This window comes from Shewanella halifaxensis HAW-EB4 (assembly GCF_000019185.1).
GTDB classification, from domain to species: domain Bacteria; phylum Pseudomonadota; class Gammaproteobacteria; order Enterobacterales; family Shewanellaceae; genus Shewanella; species Shewanella halifaxensis.
In genome coordinates this window covers 5,141,973-5,159,979 of sequence record NC_010334.1, presented here as the reverse complement: position 1 = coordinate 5,159,979, position 18,007 = coordinate 5,141,973, and the positions used below count along the sequence as shown (strand labels likewise).

General features: G+C 48.6%; 22 protein-coding genes. 5 read left to right on the top strand and 17 right to left on the bottom strand.

Features of this window, described 5'->3' with window-relative positions; translation table 11 throughout:
* Positions 1 to 14: 14 nt before the first annotated feature.
* The 9 genes from SHAL_RS22020 to SHAL_RS21980 all read right to left on the bottom strand — a co-directional run bounded on the left by SHAL_RS22020 (position 15) and on the right by SHAL_RS21980 (position 6,574).
* Entirely contained in the window at positions 15 to 428 is a 414-nt protein-coding gene (locus tag SHAL_RS22020; RefSeq protein ID WP_012279299.1) for a rod-binding protein, read from the bottom strand.
* Positions 428 to 1,558 (bottom strand): flagellar basal body P-ring protein FlgI, encoded by a 1,131-nt coding sequence (locus SHAL_RS22015; protein ID WP_012279298.1) that lies wholly within the window; start codon positions 1,556 to 1,558, stop codon positions 428 to 430. The genes SHAL_RS22020 and SHAL_RS22015 overlap by 1 nt, the downstream gene beginning before the upstream one ends.
* Positions 1,559 to 1,595: 37 nt before the next feature.
* Complete coding sequence (flgH, locus tag SHAL_RS22010) at positions 1,596 to 2,270, bottom strand: flagellar basal body L-ring protein FlgH (protein ID WP_012279297.1); 675 nt, start codon at positions 2,268 to 2,270, stop codon at positions 1,596 to 1,598.
* A 65-nt stretch (positions 2,271 to 2,335) separates the two neighbouring features.
* Positions 2,336 to 3,121 carry a flagellar basal-body rod protein FlgG gene (flgG, locus tag SHAL_RS22005; protein WP_012279296.1) on the bottom strand — a complete coding sequence of 262 codons (786 nt, stop codon included), beginning with the start codon at positions 3,119 to 3,121 and terminating at the stop codon, positions 2,336 to 2,338.
* Positions 3,122 to 3,159: 38 nt separating this feature from the next.
* On the bottom strand, positions 3,160 to 3,894 hold the full coding sequence (locus SHAL_RS22000) for a flagellar basal body rod protein FlgF (protein ID WP_012279295.1): 735 nt from the start codon (positions 3,892 to 3,894) through the stop codon (positions 3,160 to 3,162).
* 9 nt (positions 3,895 to 3,903) lie between these two features.
* Positions 3,904 to 5,112 (bottom strand): flagellar hook protein FlgE, encoded by a 1,209-nt coding sequence (flgE, locus tag SHAL_RS21995; RefSeq protein ID WP_012279294.1) that lies wholly within the window; start codon positions 5,110 to 5,112, stop codon positions 3,904 to 3,906.
* Between the two features lie 22 nt (positions 5,113 to 5,134).
* On the bottom strand, positions 5,135 to 5,797 hold the full coding sequence (locus SHAL_RS21990) for a flagellar hook capping FlgD N-terminal domain-containing protein (protein ID WP_012279293.1): 663 nt from the start codon (positions 5,795 to 5,797) through the stop codon (positions 5,135 to 5,137).
* Positions 5,797 to 6,216, bottom strand: a complete 420-nt coding sequence (gene flgC, locus SHAL_RS21985) for a flagellar basal body rod protein FlgC (protein ID WP_012279292.1) — start codon at positions 6,214 to 6,216, stop codon at positions 5,797 to 5,799. Before flgC ends, SHAL_RS21990 begins: the two co-directional genes overlap by 1 nt.
* A 7-nt stretch (positions 6,217 to 6,223) precedes the next feature.
* Positions 6,224 to 6,574, bottom strand: coding sequence for a flagellar basal body rod protein FlgB (locus SHAL_RS21980; RefSeq protein ID WP_012279291.1), 351 nt, complete (start codon positions 6,572 to 6,574; stop codon positions 6,224 to 6,226).
* Between the two features lie 186 nt (positions 6,575 to 6,760).
* On the opposite strand from SHAL_RS21980, the gene flgA reads away from it, so the two are divergent.
* The 3 genes from flgA to flgN all read left to right on the top strand — a co-directional run bounded on the left by flgA (position 6,761) and on the right by flgN (position 8,251).
* On the top strand, positions 6,761 to 7,405 hold the full coding sequence (flgA, locus tag SHAL_RS21975; RefSeq protein ID WP_223296228.1) for a flagellar basal body P-ring formation chaperone FlgA: 645 nt from the start codon (positions 6,761 to 6,763) through the stop codon (positions 7,403 to 7,405).
* Positions 7,406 to 7,512: 107 nt separating this feature from the next.
* Entirely contained in the window at positions 7,513 to 7,800 is a 288-nt protein-coding gene (gene flgM, locus SHAL_RS21970) for a flagellar biosynthesis anti-sigma factor FlgM (protein ID WP_012279289.1), read from the top strand.
* Positions 7,793 to 8,251 (top strand): flagellar protein FlgN, encoded by a 459-nt coding sequence (flgN, locus tag SHAL_RS21965; RefSeq protein WP_012279288.1) that lies wholly within the window; start codon positions 7,793 to 7,795, stop codon positions 8,249 to 8,251. Before flgM ends, flgN begins: the two co-directional genes overlap by 8 nt.
* Here flgN and SHAL_RS21960 read toward each other — a convergent pair.
* From SHAL_RS21960 to SHAL_RS21925, 8 genes are all read right to left on the bottom strand, one after another.
* Entirely contained in the window at positions 8,248 to 8,670 is a 423-nt protein-coding gene (locus SHAL_RS21960; protein ID WP_012279287.1) for a flagellar FliJ family protein, read from the bottom strand. The two genes, flgN and SHAL_RS21960, sit on opposite strands and share 4 nt — an antisense overlap.
* Positions 8,671 to 8,719: 49 nt before the next feature.
* Positions 8,720 to 10,060: a FliI/YscN family ATPase gene (locus SHAL_RS21955; RefSeq protein ID WP_012279286.1), complete on the bottom strand. Its 1,341-nt coding sequence runs from the start codon at positions 10,058 to 10,060 to the stop codon at positions 8,720 to 8,722.
* On the bottom strand, positions 10,050 to 10,802 hold the full coding sequence (fliH, locus tag SHAL_RS21950) for a flagellar assembly protein FliH (protein WP_012279285.1): 753 nt from the start codon (positions 10,800 to 10,802) through the stop codon (positions 10,050 to 10,052). Before fliH ends, SHAL_RS21955 begins: the two co-directional genes overlap by 11 nt.
* Positions 10,802 to 11,788, bottom strand: coding sequence for a flagellar motor switch protein FliG (locus tag SHAL_RS21945; protein WP_012279284.1), 987 nt, complete (start codon positions 11,786 to 11,788; stop codon positions 10,802 to 10,804). The genes fliH and SHAL_RS21945 overlap by 1 nt, the downstream gene beginning before the upstream one ends.
* 68 nt (positions 11,789 to 11,856) lie before the next feature.
* Positions 11,857 to 13,575 carry a flagellar basal-body MS-ring/collar protein FliF gene (gene fliF / locus SHAL_RS21940; protein WP_012279283.1) on the bottom strand — a complete coding sequence of 573 codons (1,719 nt, stop codon included), beginning with the start codon at positions 13,573 to 13,575 and terminating at the stop codon, positions 11,857 to 11,859.
* A 79-nt stretch (positions 13,576 to 13,654) separates the two neighbouring features.
* Entirely contained in the window at positions 13,655 to 13,993 is a 339-nt protein-coding gene (gene fliE, locus SHAL_RS21935; RefSeq protein WP_012279282.1) for a flagellar hook-basal body complex protein FliE, read from the bottom strand.
* Positions 13,994 to 14,022: 29 nt separating this feature from the next.
* The gene (locus tag SHAL_RS21930; protein ID WP_012279281.1) at positions 14,023 to 15,330 is read right to left on the bottom strand and encodes a sigma-54 interaction domain-containing protein; all 1,308 of its coding nucleotides are present in this window, start codon (positions 15,328 to 15,330) and stop codon (positions 14,023 to 14,025) included.
* A complete protein-coding gene (locus tag SHAL_RS21925; protein ID WP_012279280.1) occupies positions 15,317 to 16,231 on the bottom strand; it encodes a MotY family protein in 915 nt (304 codons plus the stop codon). The genes SHAL_RS21930 and SHAL_RS21925 overlap by 14 nt, the downstream gene beginning before the upstream one ends.
* Positions 16,232 to 16,775: 544 nt before the next feature.
* Between SHAL_RS21925 and SHAL_RS21920 the strand changes: the two genes are divergently transcribed.
* On the top strand, positions 16,776 to 17,657 hold the full coding sequence (locus tag SHAL_RS21920; RefSeq protein WP_012279279.1) for a FliM/FliN family flagellar motor switch protein: 882 nt from the start codon (positions 16,776 to 16,778) through the stop codon (positions 17,655 to 17,657).
* Positions 17,650 to 18,006, top strand: a complete 357-nt coding sequence (gene fliN / locus SHAL_RS21915; protein WP_012279278.1) for a flagellar motor switch protein FliN — start codon at positions 17,650 to 17,652, stop codon at positions 18,004 to 18,006. Before SHAL_RS21920 ends, fliN begins: the two co-directional genes overlap by 8 nt.
* The last annotated feature ends 1 nt before the right edge of the window (position 18,007 follow it).

Here is an 18,007-nt window from a genome sequence, read left to right as displayed (position 1 = left end):
ACACCGCAGTCAATTTAGGTTTGCGGCTTGGTAATAAATGGCAGTATCAAAGCCGGTTGCATCGCTGCGGTATTGGGACTGCTATTAACTTGCTTATTAGAGGCGACCATCTCAGGCTCAGACTTAAGCCCTGCCGATAATTGTTTGGTCATTACCTCTGCCAGCCCAGTGCTTTGCATCTGGCTTAGGCGTCCAGCAAGCTCGGCATCATGCCAGTCACGGTACATGCCATCATTTTGCGACGACAGTGGGCTGTCTTTGTCAGCCATCACGTCCGAGGCGCTGCGCATCTGTTTTAAAACGGTTTGCAGAAACTGGGCTTCAAATTGTTGGCTAACCAGCTTAAGTGCGCCTTGCTCACCGTTAGCCTTAATCAACTCACCCGCATCGAGTTGATTGAGATAACTGTGGTTATTGTCGAGTTTCATTAGATCACCACCAACTCTGCTTCAAGGGCACCAGCTTCGTTTAGGGCTTGCAAGATGGCCATCAGATCCATCGGTGATGCACCTAGACTGTTAACGGCGCGGACGATGTCATTAAGGGCAGTGCCTTCGGGCCAGACAAACATATGACCGTTGCCTTCATCGATACCGACCTGACTATCGGTGGTGACAACCGTTTCGCCCTGCGCTTGGCCCAGATAGGCACCATTGGGTTGGCTAACAAACTCCTGCTCAACGATGGTTACCGTGAGGTTGCCATGGCTGACTGCTGCCTTGCGAACTACCACATCGCCGCCCATGACCACAGTGCCAGTGCGACTGTTAAACACGACTCGTGGCGACTTTCGTCCCTGTTCGATTTGTAACTCTTCGAGCATCGACATAAAGGTAACGCGTTCGCGATTAGAGCTTGGCGCACGAACGATCACCTTGGCGCTGCTGTCGGCTTGAGCAACATCGGGGCCGAAGAGCTCGTTGACTGCACGTTCGATATTGCGGGCTGTCTTAAAGCTCGGGTCGATAAGGTTAAGTACTATGTTTTCATTGTCATTAAAGTTGCTGTGCATTGCCGCTTCCAGCAGTGCACCGTTAGGAATACTGCCCACGGTGGGTACATTGATGGTCACCGAGGTGCCGTTACGGCCTTGAGCCGATACGCCGCCGACGACTAAGTTACCCTGAGCCACAGCATAAATTTCACCATCGACTGCGCGCATAGGAGTCATCAATAGCGTGCCGCCACGTAAGCTTTTAGCGTCACCGAGTGATGACACGGTAATATCTAATGTTTGTCCAGGGCTTGCCAGTGGAGGTACCGTGGCATGAACGGCTACCGCTGCGACGTTTTTCAGTTTTGGGTCGGTCTTATCATCGATTTGCACGCCGAACTGTTTAAGCATGTTGACGATAGACTGACTAGTAAAACGCACTTGAGTACGGTCACCCGTGCCGTCTAGACCCACAACGAGGCCGTAACCCACTAGCTGGTTATCACGGAGCCCTTGTACATCGACAATATCCATCAGATAGCGATGCTGAGGCTGCGCCTTAACAGGGAGTAAAGGCGATAGGCTTAGCAACATACTGACCATAAAGATGGCTATTTTTTTCATTCACACAATCCTGACTTTTGAATACGCAAACAGATGATCACAGCGGGAACCAAGGGCTATTAAAGTAGCGAGCGGCCCAGCCCATGCGATTACTGTCGGAGATGGCGCCTTGACCACCGTAGATAATCCGTGCATCGGCGATACGCTGTGATGAGATAGTGTTGTCATTATCAATATCATCGGCACGGATCAGGCCTAACAAACGAAGATACTCATCACCTTGGTTTAGGCGTAACCATTTTTCCCCGCGGATCAGCAGGGCGCCATTAGGCAAAACCTTAGCGACGGTTACTGTGATTGAGCCCGATAGTTGGTTCTGTTGAGTGCTTGAGCCGGTGCCGTTAAAAGAGCGACCCATATTGGCTTCGCCGCTACCGGCAATACTGCTGGTGCCCGTCGTGCCTTGGCCGTCTATTGATACTCCACCCGATTTACTGGTTTTAGTATCGGCACGTTTACTCGAATAGGTTTTCTCATCCAGTGCTACCGTGAGAATGTCGCCTTCACGATATGCGCGCTTATCCTTAAACAGCGTCAGCATAAAGCCTGGACGGTAGACGCTACCGTTCTCAGCGTCCGGTAGGCTGTAATCAATTTCTGGTGGTGCCCACTCAGGTTTTCCTGGTGCTGTATCAGGTTCAGGAATATGAGCAACACAGCCAGACAGTAGTAACGTTAAACCTATGCCAAAGCCAATCCATAGAGATTGCATGTAGGAGCCCTTTTCGAGTTTCGTTGGTTGATAAGCCATGGTAGAGCCAGTCGATAAAGCGCTGGTTACAGCGCTTGATTGAGGAACTTAAGCATGTCGTCAGAAGCCGATACCACTTTGGCGTTCATCTCGTAGGCGCGCTGAGTCGAAATCATTTCGACCATCTCCTCGACCACGTTGACGTTAGCCCCCTCAAGTGCCCCTTGACGAATTTGCCCGAGCGCCTGATCGCCAGCAATACCTTCAACGGCAGCGCCTGATGCGCCTGTTTCGCGGTATAGGTTGTTACCACGAGCCTCGAGTCCAGCAGGATTCGTAAAGTTAACTAGGGTGATTTGCCCTAGCTCTTGTGCATCTGTCTGGCCTGCCATCTGCGCCGACACAATACCGTCACTGGCGATGGTGACAGTGAGGGCTTCTTCCGGGATCTCGATGTTAGGCACCAACGGTAAGCCCTGCGAGGTCACCATTAGGCCCTCGCTGTTGCGATAGAACTGACCATCACGAGAGTAGCTTAGCTCGCCGTTGGCCTCTTCGATTTGGAAAAAGCCTTGCCCCTCAATCGCCATATCCAACTGTTGGTTGGTAGTGAGCATGTCGCCTGGAGTAAACACCTTTTGAGTGCCGACGACACGGGTACCCGTACCGAGCTGCAGGCCTGATGGCAATTCATTCTGCTCATCGACTTGGCCACCAGGCTGGCGCTGCACTTGATAGAACAGGTCGTTGAAGGCGACGCGGTCGCGCTTAAAACCTGTGGTGTTAACGTTTGCCAAGTTGTTGGCAATGGTGGTCATCTTAGTATCTTGGGCGGTTAAGCCGGTTTTACTGACCCATAAAGCTGATTGCATCTGTGTTTCCTTTAAAGTCTAAGCTTTAAAAAATGTGTTTAAGCGTCGCGTAGCAGGCGGTTACCTGCTTCTGCGAGTTTTTCGGCGCTCTTCATCAGTTTGACCTGCACCTCGAATTGGCGGCTCAAGTCCATCGCGGCGATGAGTTCACCTACCGCTTGGACGTTACTGGCCTCGAGAAAACCGCTGCTTACGCTGACCTGCTCACTGGCGGGAAGAGGTTGACGGTCTGCGGGATACAGCAAGCCGTCTAAGCCTTTGCTCATGGCGCTGATATCAGGGTTAACCAGTTTGAGCTGGCCAACTTCTTCGATAATGCCGCCTTCGTCTGCAATGATGCTGAGTCTGCCGTCATCACCAACAAATAGTTCGCGATATTCAGGTAATACAATAGGGCCATCTAGGCCGGCAACGGGGCGACCGTCTAAGGTGAGCTGACCGTTAGCATCGGGGGTGATGGCTCCTGAGCGGGTATAGCCTTCGCCTTCAGCAGTCATTACCGCAAATAGACCTGAATCATTGATGGCTAGATCTAATGCTCTGCCTGTCGGATTCATCGCACCGGTTTGCTGGCTAAAGCCATTGCTTTGAGTCTGAGCCAATACGCGTGTCTGCAAGCTATTACCTGTAGGAGTCACGACCATAGCGTTGACTCGCTCTAGGTCCGCCTTAAAGCCTGTGGTGTCGGCGTTAGCTAGGTTGTTGGCGCGAATAGCTTGCGCCTCCATCACCCTTGCTGCGCCTTTGGCGGCGGTATATATCATTCTATCCATGAGTCAGCCTTAGATAGCGTTGAGCAAGGCTTGCTGCATGGTTGAGTTAGTATCTAACACCTTGGCATTAGACTGATAGTTACGCTGAGCCGTCATTAAGTTAACCATTTCGGCGGTTTGATCGACGTTTGAACCCTCAAGATAGCCGCCAGCGATTGAGCCTAGGGTGCCTGTAGTTGGTGTGCCGATAATTGGCTGACCCGCAGCGTTTGTTGCGGCCCAAGCGTTGTTGCTCACTGGCTCTAAACCGTTCGGGTTATTGAAGTCGGCTAGTACCACTTGGCCTTGTAGCTGCTCTTGGCCATTGGTATAAGTGCCATAAAGCATGCCACTATCATCTAAACGTATACCGTTAAGCTCACCCGAGGTGTAACCGTTCTGGCTTAGACTAGAGTTGTTATAGTCAGAAGCGTACTGAGTGCTCTTGTCATAGCTTAGGGCTAGGCTCATGTTTGATGCACCGCCGACAATATTGGGGTCGGTGATGTCGAGAGTGAGATCTTGTCCACCCGTGAGCATACCATTAGAGTCGAAGTTGAGCTGGTGGCCGCCAGCTGGAGTCACGTCTGTGTCGCCCATCATGTAGTGTACCGACCAAGTATTGTCAGCCGTCTTAACGTAGTATTGGGTGAGGGCATGCTCTTTACCCAGTGAGTCGTAGGCTGTTACCGTGCTCGATGAGTGATAGGTCGATGCGTCATCAGAATCGAACGGGGTCGCTGCCGGATCGATAGTCTCGACTCGGGCATCTAAGTTAGAGATCAGTCCGACTGTCGAGGTCGCTTTAGCGGGAAGAGCGCCAGCTTGAACTTGCAGGTCGGTGACATTACCCGTCTGTAGATTGCCTGTTGCGCCAACAGGGTAACCCTGTAAGCGACTACCCGCAGGATCGGTGATAAAGCCATCGGCATTTTGGTTGAACATGCCGGCTCTGGCATAAGTTGTGCTGCCATCTTGGCCGCTCAACATGAAGAAGCCTTCCCCTTGAATGCCCATATCTAGCTGACGACCGGTATAAGTTAAGCTACCGCCGGCAGAGAAGTTTTGGCTGGTGTTCATCACGTTCACACCGCCAGCTTGGCCGCCGTTATAGATGGCTGAGAACTCACTGCGACCACTGCGAAATCCAACGGTAGAAGAGTTAGCAATGTTATTACTGATGGTGTTTAGATCTTGTGTGGTTGCCTGTAGGCCACTTAACGCAATATTGAAAGACATGAATTAATCCTTTGCTAACCTGTTATGAAACTTCAGAGATTTCAAGCACTGAAATTGTGCCTAGACCATTACCTAGCTCAGCCATCATCATTCCCGATGCGCTGATAAAATGTATTTTTTCGATTTCAGCTTTTACGAAAGTATCAGCCTTTTTACTGACCTCTCCGGCCGTAGTGTTAGCCACAATGCTGTAGTCGCCCGGTGGCAGTTCTAATGCTTCTGGGTCGATAGTGAAGCCAGTATCTCCGGCTTCTTGCGGGCCCATTTCTAAGCTGTGTACCACTTCGCCATGTTCATCAACGATATCGATACTCAACTCTTCAACTGAGCTGCTGAGGTAAACTTTGCCGTCGAGTGGTGTATCGCCGAGGGTAAATTCAGAGGCGGGAACCATGGCATCTTTACCAACGAGTTGCGCCGACTGGACGATACCTAGGTTCTCCATGATCACCATCTGTGTCGATTGGTTAGCGCGCATCTGCTCTAAGCTTTCGACCTGAGAGAACTGAGCTAACTGGCTAACATACTCTGTACCGTCAATCGGATTCGTAGGGTCTTGGTTTTGAATTTGAGCAATCATCAAGGTCATAAATTCGTTCTTGATAGAGGCTGAGTCATTACCTGGTGAGTTAACCACATTATTAGTGTTGGTATTATTGGTGTTCGCTGTGCTGGTGACGTTCATTATTTCGCTCCTAACTGCAGTAAACCCTGCTGCATAGAACGAGCACGGTTCATGATCTCAACATTGGTCTCAAACGAGCGGCTGGCTGCCATCATGTCAGCCATCTCCTCAACGGTATTAACGTTGGAGTAAGCAACATAACCTTGCTCATCGGCGTAGGGATGATCCGGTTCATAGCGAAGGTCGAGTGGTGCATCTGACTGCACTATGGCAGAAACTTCGACGTGAGCTCCGGCGACTTGGCCTTCTTGAGTCTGCTTATAGATGGTCGAAAACACGGGCTTTAGTGCACGAAATGCCTCATCAGGGCTTTCTGCCGCTGCACCAGCATTGGCTAAGTTACTGGCAACCGTATTGAGTCGAATGGTTTGGGCGTTCATACCCGCACCCGCAATCTGGTAAATTTCTGCAAATGACATAGTGGACTTATTGACCTTCGATAGCTGTACGTAAACCTGAGATCTTCATATTGAGGAAGGTCAGGCTGGTTTGATAATCCATGGCGTTTTGTGAGTATCTTGCTTGCTCTTTGCCTAGTTCAACCGTGTTTTGGTCGGCCGATGTTTGATAAGGCACACGGTAGCTAGCCTGATAGCTACGGTCTGGAGACATGCCAGAATTGATCTGCAACATCACAGATTTGAAGTCGAGATCTCTCGCCTTATAGCCGGGAGTCTCAGCATTAGCTAAGTTACCTGCCAGCATCTTGCTGCGCTCGACTCTGAAATCTAACGTGTGCGGATGAATGCCTAATGCGGCATCAAGGTTGATAGCCATTACGACTCCTAGTATGGTATGTCCAGTTTTATTGCTGCTTGACTATTCAATTAGTGTGCCAATAGTTTTAAATGAGGTTTTTCAATGGTTTGCATAAATTTGTGGCACAAGATCGGAACCTGTGTTTCCTGCTTCCTCCTCAGTGTTTCCTGTTTACTTCCGCAGCAGAGTCTGGCGCAAGATTCGATGACAGCCCCTAAGCAGATTGAGCAAGCATTTACTCAGTTGTTATCAGAAGAATTAGGTCAGTGGCAGCAACAAGCCGGGCTAACCCAGCTAGATTCTGCTATTGAGATCAAGCTGCCATCGGGGGCAAAGAGGCTCGAACTTTGCCCTTCGAAAGTCAGCATCGATGCGGGCTCTGGTATTCCCTTGGGCAATGTGCAGCGTAAGGTGAGTTGTGATGCTCAGGGCTGGAGCCTCTACGTTCGAGCTTCGGTAAGTGTCAGTGTTAAAATTCCTGTCGCTAATCGTGTGCTTAAACGTGGTGAGCATATCTTGGCCGCGGATATTGATTGGAAAGTCGTTAAATTGCGCCCGTCAGATAGAGACTTAGTGACGGGGCTCGATGAGATAGTGGGTCGACAGGTGGTGCGTAAGGTACGGCGTTATCAAGCAATTAAAGCTGTGCAACTGAGTGCGCCGCAGTGGGTGAATATTGGTGACCGAGTCATTATCGAAGCCCGCAGCAATGGATTCTACGCTAATATGCCCGGTGAAGCGCTCGAAGGGGGCGGAGAGGGCGTGGCGATACGCGTCAGGAACCTAAGCTCTGGTAAAGTGATCAGCGCTTATCCGATCGCCAAAGGGCGGGTAGAGACGCAGTTTTAAGCCCTTAGCGGCAGCGAAAAGAGATTTAATTAATCACGGTGCTATTTCAGAATGGACTCTATGGTGTCGCTTTACTTCCTATAGTAGGCGTATTTGAGGCGGGCATTATGGAAATAAACAAGATAAACAGCACGATAAATGCTGAAATGGGCACTAGCAAGAGTAAGACTCAGGGCTTTATTCAGCCACTAGAGACTCCCGTTTTTGCAGAGATAAAGCCTCAGCAAGAGGTGAGTGCAGACTGCAGACTGATTGAGCATAGTCAGCAAAGCCTTGAACAACTTCCGGATTTTGATCTGGCGAAGGTCGCTGAAGTGCGTCAGTCTTTAATTGATGGCAGTTTTGAACTCGATATCGATAAGTTAGCCGACGCCATGGTGCTGCAGCATGGATGAGTCGGGTCAGAGCGTCAGTAAGCGAGAGTTAGTGCAGAGCATAGTGCGTGGTATTCGCCAAGATATCGATGGTTATAAGCAGCTTAAAAGTCTGTTGAAGCGCCAGCGCGAACTGATGCAGCGTCGAGATAATGCTGGCCTTAAGTATCATAACGAACACCAATCGAGCTTGTGTGACAGCCTGATGCACAAAGCTGGCGAGCGGCGCAGAATGTTGCAAGCGCTCGGTTTTGCGGGCGATGCTACTGGCATGGATGCGTTAATTGCCAGGCTTCCGCAATCATCGGCGAGCCAAGTCTCTATTTTATGGCAAAACTTGTTGCTGTTGGTCAAAGAGAGCCAGCAGGTTAATGAAGCCAATGGTAAGCTGCTGGTGGCTCAGCAAGAGGTGATAAGTCAGTTGCTTAATCGAGGTGGTGATAGCCATGTCGATTATGGTGAAATGCGTTAGGCTCTGCTTGCTGTCGCGTAGCGCGCGGCTAGATCATCTAACTGTTTCTGCTCCTGCTTCTGCTGTAACTGATGTTGCTGTTGCAGCCTTTCTCGATATAACCACTGTATGCCTTGCTGACGACCCAACTGCTTATGCCAAAGTTGATGCATTCTCTGCTGCTCCTGTTGTAGCAGCAGCTGTTTGCGGGTCAGTTGCTTTATCATCGGCTCGATGACTTGGATCATCTGGGCGCTATTTTGTAGCATCATTGCCGAGGCATTAGTGAGGTTTATCTGGGTGTAATCGGTCACCATCTGTCCGAGCTGGTGCTTTTGCTGATCTATGGTATCGATCTTACTCTGGGCGGCATTACGCTGCTGCCCAAGCTGGCTAAGTTTTTTCTCTTCTTGCTGACATAACCTGAGTAATTGCTTCATCTAATATTTTCCGTTGGCACCGTTTTAATCGTTACTTCATCTGGTCTTTTTATTGCTGCCCTGTAGATAGGGTAAATCCCATCTGGCTAACTAACTGCTCTAAGGCGCTGAGACTGCTTGTTAGGTCGGCTTGAGTGTGGGTTGCTTGGCGTAAAAATGCTGCCATCTGTGGATAGCTTCTCACCGCCATATCCATCTCTGCATCATGTCCCGCTTGATAGCCCCCTAATGGCAATAGCTCTTTAACCTCGTTATAACGGCTATTGAGGTGACGAAACCATTGCCCCTGTTCTAGACTACTCTGCTTTGCGACCTGAGTGGCTAAGCGACTGACCGATGCGCCAATATCGATTGCCGGGAAATGTCCCTGCTCGGCCAGTTTACGGTTAAGCACAATATGACCATCGAGAATTGCCCTTGCCGAGTCTGCAATGGGATCTTGCTGATCGTCCCCCTCCGTTAATACGGTATAAAAGGCGGTAAGTGTTCCGGTCGGGTGTTGGCTATTGCCAGCCATCTCTACCAAGCTAGGTAGCTGAGCAAATGCCGATGGCGGATAACCTTTGGTGGCTGGTGGCTCACCTAAGCTTAGGGCTATTTCACGCTGCGCCTGTGCGTATCGAGTCAATGAATCGACAAGCAGCAGCACCTGCTTACCCTGGTCGCGATAGGCCGCTGCAATATGGTGACATAGACGCATGGCACGCATTCGCATCAAGGGAGTGGTATCGGCGGGGGCGGCAACCACTACGGCGCGTTTACGCCCCTCTTCTCCTAGAGACTCCTCGATAAACTCTCTGACTTCTCGACCACGCTCGCCAATTAAGCCCACGACAACAACATCGGCTTCGGTAAAGCGGGTCATCATTCCAAGTAACACACTCTTACCGACACCCGAGCCCGCAAAAAGCCCTAGGCGCTGACCGCGGCCAACGGGGAGTAAGGCGTTTATTGATCGAATACCCACATCTAAGGGGTCACGAATGGGCTTACGTAATAAAGGGTTGATGCTCTTAAACTGCAGAGGCACGTGGGGGAGATGCTTGATACAACCTAGGTCATCGAGTGGTTGACCTAAACCATCGAGTACTCGGCCGAGTAGGCCAAGTCCCGTCGGTATCTGGCATCGCCCCTCTATGGGCATCACTCGAGCTCCGGGCATTAGGCCATTGGTGGGCTCGATAGGCATTAGGCAGAGGGTGTCTTTGTAGAAGCCGACGACTTCGGCCTCGACTAAGTGATTGTCGCGGCATTCGACATAGCAACGATCGCCAGTGCCAAGCTGACAACCAACGGCCTCAAGCAGCAAGCCGTTAACTCTGGTTAGTCGCCCGTAAACTTGGGCGACAGGGACCTTAGGCCAATCTAAAATATCGGCATTAAGCTTCAACGTCTGCCTCGTTTGTTACGCTGTCTACCTGTGATGAGTCTTGCAGGTGGGCTTCCACCTGAGCCATGCAGCGGTTGAGGCGGGTCTCTACCGATGCATCTGCGTCGGAAGTTTCACTTACAATACGGCATCCGCCAGCACTAATCGTTGCGTCCGGCACTAAGCTCCAAGATTGGATCTTGTCAGCGGCCAGCTCTTTGAGTTTGTCTACAGCACTTGGCTCCAGATGAATTTTAACTTGGCTAGGGTCATCTGGGAGGGCTGATAGGGTTTCTTCTATCAAGCTTAAAATTTGCTGTGGCTGTAGGGTTAGCTCGCAGCGGATAACCTGTAAAGACACGCGTCGAACAAGGTCGAGGATCAATGACTGCTGCTGCAAGATCTGCTGATTATGCCCCTCTTCGAGCAATGACTTTAGCGCGCCTAGTGGGGCAATAATACTGTTGAGCTGGTCATCGATATTATCTTTGCCTTTTTGCTGGCCTTCGATACGACCTTGGTTAAAGCCTGCAGCATAACCAGTTTGACGGCCTTCCTCTTCACCAGAGGTAAATCCGGCCTGATGGCCCTTTTGTACACCTTCGTCATAGCCTTTATCGAAGGCTTGCTGGAAGTCTTGCCAGTTAGCCGTTTCACTGCCGTTATTATCGAGCGGCGCAGTTAGAGGTGAAAAGCGATGACGGCGAGCATGGTGACCGATAAGGCGCCAGCGCGGATCGGTTTTTGTGATCAGTTGGCTCATTACTCTACCACCTGCTCTTCAAACAACTGCAGTTCGATTTGACCTTCATCCATCATCTGCTTAGCCAGCTCCATGATCTCTTTACGCGCCGCAATCGCTTGGCTTAATGGAACGGTACCAATTGCTTCAACTTGAGTTTCAATTGCCGAAGACATACGTTTTGGTAGGGCTCTAAGCAATGTCATCTTAAGCTCGCTGTCTATGCCTTTTAGCGCTAATGCCAGTACATCGGCGGGGACAATAGCCATGATCTCTTGCAGTGTTTCTGGTTTTTGTCGACCCAGAATAATGAAGTCGAACATGTTGTCGGCTACGTTATTTGCTAGCTGCTTGTCATGTAACTTGAGCATCTCCATTAACTGTTCTCTGTCGCCATCAAATCGATTGAGAATGTCGGCGACCTGACGAACACCACTAATTTGGGTGTGGCTTTTCTCCATTGCCATCAGCATGCAGCGCTCGACAAGCTGCTTAAGCTCATCAACCACTTCTCTGTCTAAATCGCCAAGCTGAGCGATACGAATAAGCACTTCATCTTGTCCTTCAGCTGGCAATCCTTGTAGTACTTGAGCGGCACTTTCAGGCGGTAATAAACCTAACAGTACGGCTTGTAGCTGGCAGTGTTCGTTGGCAATCTCACGTGCGAGCAACTGTGGGTCAACCCATTCTAGTCGTTTCACCAGTACCTTAATCTCATCACCATAGATGCTGTCGATTAGGCTTTTTGCCACCCGATCACCGAGTGCCAGATCTAAGGTTTTTTGTAAGTAGGTACGAGAAGCACGGGCGATACCCGACTGTTCTTGATAGCGGGTAAAGAATCGACCCAACACGGCCTCGGCTTCTTGTTGAGTAATACTCGATAGCCGCGCCATCTTATGACTTAGGTGCTGCACATCATTGCGATCTAAATGCGCCATGACCTGAGCTGCACCTTTTTCACCCATGCTAAGCAGCAACATGGCTGCTTGCTCTAGGTTGTCCATCTTGATTGTGAGTTCGTTATTCACTGTTTGGGTTACCTATCTTTTAACGCTAAATGCAATGAGATTAATTAAGCTTGATGAGTGTTTTGTTCACTATCTCTGTCGCTAATCCAATGGGAGATCACCTCTGCGACTCGTGCTGGTTCTTGGTTAGCGAGTAGACTTAGGTGCTCCATCTGCACTGTCAAAGGCGATCCTGGGGCTGGTAAGTTCAGGTTGCTGGTCCAGTTGCTGTTGATGTTGGCATTGTTGAGTGCAACCAAATTGTCCGCCGCTTCTTGGGCTGCATCTTGGCTCAAGTGTGCCGTTGCCGCTTCTGCTGGTGGCATCAATGGCTGTGTAGAAGGCAATGTGTCTTTAATATTGTGTTCAACGGTGCGGGTTAGATGCTGCACTAGTGGGCGTAATACAAAGAAAATCATGCCTAGGCCTAAAATCGCGCCGATAAAATAACGTAAATAGGCTTGATAGCTTTCGCCTTGCCACCACGGTAGCGGCTCAAATTCAGCAATTTTTACCGGGGCAAAATTGAAGCTGCTGATACTGAACTGATCACCACGAGCCGCTGAGTAACCAATGGCGTCTTGCACCATGGTGCTCATCTGGTCGAGTTGCGGTTGAGTCCAGCCTGTTTCGCCAGCCGCTTGGTTGTTGAGCAGTACCGAGATAGACAGGTTTTCTAGTTGCATCTGCTGGTAGCGGGTGTGTTTAACTGAACGACCGACTTCAAACTGACGACTCTCTTGTTGGTTTAGATTGCTAGTGCTGTTATTGGTCGCCGCATCTGCCGTTGGTGGTTGGTTGCTGAGTGCTCCAGGGATCCCGAGCGCCATATCACCGCTGGTTTGATTCGTGCTTTGCTTCTCTTGGCTAACAACGGTTTGAGGATCGAGGGACTCGCGTGTCTCTTCTACTTGGTTAAAGTTGACTAGTGCCGCCACTTGTACTTGGAAGTTGTCTTGGCCAAGAATAGGTTGCAACATGCTAGAGGCGCGATTGATTAGGCTCTGCTCTAACTCTTGGGTGTACTGCAGCTGTTTATCACGTGCTTGAGTTAGGTCTTGATTGGCATTAATTTCCGAGCTCAGGTGGTTACCTTCTTGGTCGACAATTTGTACTCGCTCCGGTGTCATGCCTGTTACGCTGCCTGCTACCAAGTTTGCGATAGAGGTGATCTGCTCAGGCTGCAAGTGTTGCCCGGCATAGAGATCTAACATCACTGAGGCCGAAGGTAACTCTGGTTGCTGACGAATAAACAGGGTCTTTTTCGGAATCGCTAAGTGGACTCGAGCGGTCTTGACTGACTTTAAGGCCATAATGGTGCGAGAGAGCTCACCCTCTAGGCTATAACGATACTTGGCCTGTTCCATAAACTGGCTGGTACCGATAGCTGAAGAATCGAGAGACTCCATCCCTGAAGGGACTTTAGCCTTTACACCGCGTGCGGCGAGCACCATACGGGCATTGCCGACTCTATCTTCAGGGACAAGGATCAAACCAGAGGTAGGATCGAGACGATAGCTGATGCCTTCGGCTTCGAGTACCTCAATAATATGCGAGGTCTCAACATTTTCTTGATTGCCATATAGCGGGCTATAACCTTGCCCAGTGCTCCACAGCATTAACACGATGACACAAGCTGCAACTATGGCCAAAATAGCTAAGGTTGCTGCATGTCGGTCTCCTCGACTGAACTGATGCCATTTCTGCTTTAACGAATTAAGACGATCATTGTTGCCATTTACGTCTGTCATGACAGGGCTGGTTTGAGTCAATGTGGTTGACATGCTTTTAGTTATCCTTGCTCAAAAAGGCTGTTGAGTTTTTGGGCGTTAATACAATAGTGGTTGTAGGGTGCGGCATGGTTTAGATCGGCATTTTCATAACGTCATCGAACGCTTGCACGAGACGGTTTCGAATTTGAATCATGGCTGAGAATGCAAGACTGGATTTTTGTGACGCAACCATAGCGCCAACAAGGTCGTCACTTTGACCACTGTCTACGGCAGCCACTAAGGCTGACGATGCATTTTGATCAGCATTAATTGAGGAGACTTTATGCTTCATTAGTTCAGTAAATGAGGCGGGTTGTAGTCCAAAATCTCTTGGGTTTGGGCCGACCTTAATCGCCCCTTTTGCCATCTCAGAATGAATATTGAGTTGCTGGATCATTGACTGAGTGCTGGCGATATTGGCATTTGACATATCTGTTCCTTATTTATTCGTAAAGCCGATTATGCAGCATGACCCGATTGCGACAGGATCTGGTCGATATCAATGCCTTCTTCACGCATCTGTACTAACTTGTATCTTAATGCTCTGGTAGTCATACCTAAGGCTTGAGCCGTGTTGTTACGGTGGCCGTTATAGCGCTTAAGGGTATCTATGATGTACTGGAATTCTGCTTGACGTTTTGAGGCTTTAAGACCTAACTCATTTTGTTCCACCAAGGCTGAGCCATCTTGATTCACGAGACCTAGCTCTTCGGCTTGTAAGGCTTGACCGCGACGCATCACTAGGGCTCGTTGAATGGTATTTTCTAGTTCACGCACATTGCCAGGCCAGTCATGACTTAAGAGTAAGTTTCGTGCTTGCTCACTGAAGTAGCATTGCTGATTAGCAGCAAGGATTTTATAGCGCTGCAAGAAATGCTCGGCGATAGGCAAGATATCCTCTTTGCGCTGACGCAGTGGCAAGATCTTGATCGGCAACACATCTAAGCGGTAGAAGAGATCTTCTCTAAATTTGCCATCTTGCACTGCTTGGCGCAGATCTTTATTGGTGGCGGCAATGACCCGAATATCTAGCGTAATCGATTTGTGACTGCCTAATCGTTCAACCTCTCTCTCTTGCAATACACGCAGTAGCTTAGCTTGCAACAGCAGTGGCATTTCACCTATTTCGTCGAGCAGCAGCGTACCGCCATTAGCGAGTTCGAATTTACCGATTTGGTCAGTTGTCGCCCCTGTAAATGCGCCTTTGACGTGTCCAAACAGAATTGACTCTAAAATACTTTCAGGGATAGCGGCGCAGTTAATTGCAATAAAGGGTTTATCTGTACGATTGGAGTGACGATGAATATAACGAGCCAGCGGTTCTTTGCCGGTGCCGCTTTCGCCAGTGAGTAGTACCGTCGCTTCGGTATTGGCGGCACGATGGGCCAGCATTAGCAGCTGGCGACTTACAGGTGCAGCGCAAATTAACTCGTTATTAGGGAGTTCTAACCTGCGCAGCCTCTGGAGCAGTGAGCACAGCTGTTCTTCATCTATCGGCAATAATAGATAATCTTGCACACCACACTGCATGGCAATACTGGCGAGCTCAGTTTGTTCTGGGTTGAGTAGCGCCACTTGGTGCTTACCCGGAAATTGTCGCAGTTGTACTGCCACATTCTGACTTGTGCAATGAGAAAGGTTGACCAGGCTTAACCAAGGACTCTTTTTACTATCGGATTCCCAGAGGTTGAAGCCTTGTTGTAGAAGTCTATTTTTGCTCGGTGGTGATAGCTCAGCGTCGACAAACCTTAAACTAGAACGATTCATTTTTTGCTCTCAAAGCTGAGGTTGTGACGGAGTTAGCCGCGGATTTTACTAGGCGTAAAGTGACTCGACGGTTTAGCTCTCGGCCTTCAGTGTTGTTATTGCTGGCGACTGGCGCTCGGGTGCCGTGATGCCTTGTTTGAATCATCTTTGCCGATACGCCCAGCTCTATTAAGCGAGATACCACTTCATCGGCTCGCTCTTTACTGAGCACCAAGTTCGCTAAATGGTCACCAGAAGCGTCGGCATGACCGTCGACTAAGATCTCAACAATACTCGAATCGGCTTGAAGGTAACGATAAACGGCATACAGATCTTGTTCGTGAGAATTATTTAAAAGGCTTGAGCTAGGGGCAAACAAGAGCTCTATGCGTCGTAAGTAGGTGAAAGGTTTTGGCAGTAATTGCTGACGACAGAGTCTAAATTGATTCGCCACCAAGCGAGTCGACACTGGGCTTGAGCTGATCTGATAGCCACTGGTATCGGCAGCCTGGATATTAACTTGCCAGGTATACCCTTGTTCTAGGGCTTCTAAAAATGCAGCGGTATTTTTCTGGCTGATTGCTTGTGATCCAAACCAATTCAATGAGGTCGTTGCAATTGGCTGATGCGCTTGCGCCTGCCAAGAAGCGGGAACCACTAGGGCTTGGCTCTGAGCGTTATTTAAATTAAGCCAGTCAGCTTGCAAAGCAAAATTGAGTGCTTCTCCTGGTTTGGCATTTAATGAGAGCGTGCCGAAGCTTTCTACTCTATGAGTGATCTCACAGCCGAATTGATCTCCAGAAAATTGCCAGTGAGCTTTCTCAAAAGGAGTTTGATAGTTAACTGGCGCCGCAAGTGCGCTATTTGTGACGTTTGTACAAATAAAAATTAAACAGATTAATATATAAACTGATAGTTTCAATTGTTCATAACCCTTAAAATTAGAGAGCGTGACTTTATTATTTTGTAGTTAGATTTTTAAGGTTGCCAATTAAACACGTAATACTAAAGCATGTAAAACTATTTATTTGTATTTTGTGTGCGAATCAAGTTTTTGAAACTTTGATTAAAGTAAGGTGTATTTATTTTAGATGTGCTGTAAGCTTGCCGCTATTATTTTGATGGCGTGTAGTTGTTTGTTTTTAATACTGCGCTTTCTTTGTGCTTTTTATTGTTCAACATTTCAATGCTTTTATGTGTATGTTTTTGTTGGTGTTTAAATGTTTTTGTTGAAAGTTGCAAAATAAATTAAAGTTTTCTTTAATACTGTCGCCTTATAGGTGCTTTTTATTTGTTTTTTTTGAGTGTACGTATTTCCTGTTAATTATTTTAGTTGGTTTAAATAATATTCTAGCTTGCCATTAAAAAATGAGTTTTTATTTAGCCATTATTTTGTCGAGCGTCATTTAAATAGCGCTTTTACTTTTGCGTCGATTATTTGACGTTCTTTTGTTGTGGAATTTAGGATGAAAACAACCGCGAAAGCAAGCTTAATAAAATCTAGCCAAGGAGTAGATGTTAGACCTGTGGCTTTGATAAAAGAAAAGCTGGCTAGAAGTCGATTATTAATGCAGTTGGAGTCATGCCGACGACCAATAATGGATGCTGTTAATGAATTATTGACCCCAATAACTCGGCAGGGACATTACGGACTGTCAAAAGTATCGCTCAGCGCAAAAGCCAATGTCGTCACCCCTCAATTACATCATGCTTGGTTTTTGCTGAGTTATAACCGTATCGATTTGGGTTGGTGGTTAATAGATAAGTGCACCTTGGACCAGCTTGCCAGTGGCTATTATGGTAGCTGCTCTAGTGCGCTGCAGTCTCCAATGAGAGCCCCGAGTCAGTCAGAGTATCGCTTGGTCAAACGTTTGATGATGGCGGTGATAAGAACACTGCCGGTAACCGAGATAGATGAAGATAAATTGGAACTAGAATTGGTGATGAATACTACACCGATTAAAGCTCCGGTGTGTTGTGAATTAGCTTTCCCAGCAGCCCATGCTGGACCTGCTCTCTGCTTTTATATGGCAGAGCATCTATTGGAATTGATGGCTGAGCAGCCAAGCCAATATCAGGCTGACCCTGAGTTATCTTTAAAGTTGGCACATAGACTCAAACAGATCCCATTGAGAACCCTACTCGAATTAGGGCATCAGAGTATGCCAGTTACTTCACTGCAGAGTTTGGCTGTTGGCGATATTTTGCCGATGAATCTGCATTCTCGCTGCCCTGTTACCGTGGGTAAACGTCCACTTTTTTACGCCACAGTTCATACCCATGAGGGACAGATGGTGGCCAAATTGACCCAAGAAGCCTTTCAAATGGAGGAACAATCCAATGGCTGAACATAATATTCTACAAGATGAAGACTTTTTACTCGATGATGACTTTTTTGCTGAAGAGCAGAGCCACAAACCAAAGGTTCAGGCTAAGCCAGTAAAAGATATGTCATTTTTCCATCAGCTTCCGGTACACGTGACTTTAGAGCTTGCCAGCGTAGAGATGTCTCTCGGCGAGTTGGCACAGATGGGGGAGGGAGATGTGGTCGCACTCGACCGTATGGTGGGAGAGCCGCTAGATATTCGAGTTAATGGTGCATTGCTCGGACGTGGGGAAGTCGTTGAGGTGAATGGTCGTTATGGGGTGCGCTTGCTTGAAGTTGAAGCGACCAGCCTAACTGGAGCTGTTGATTAAC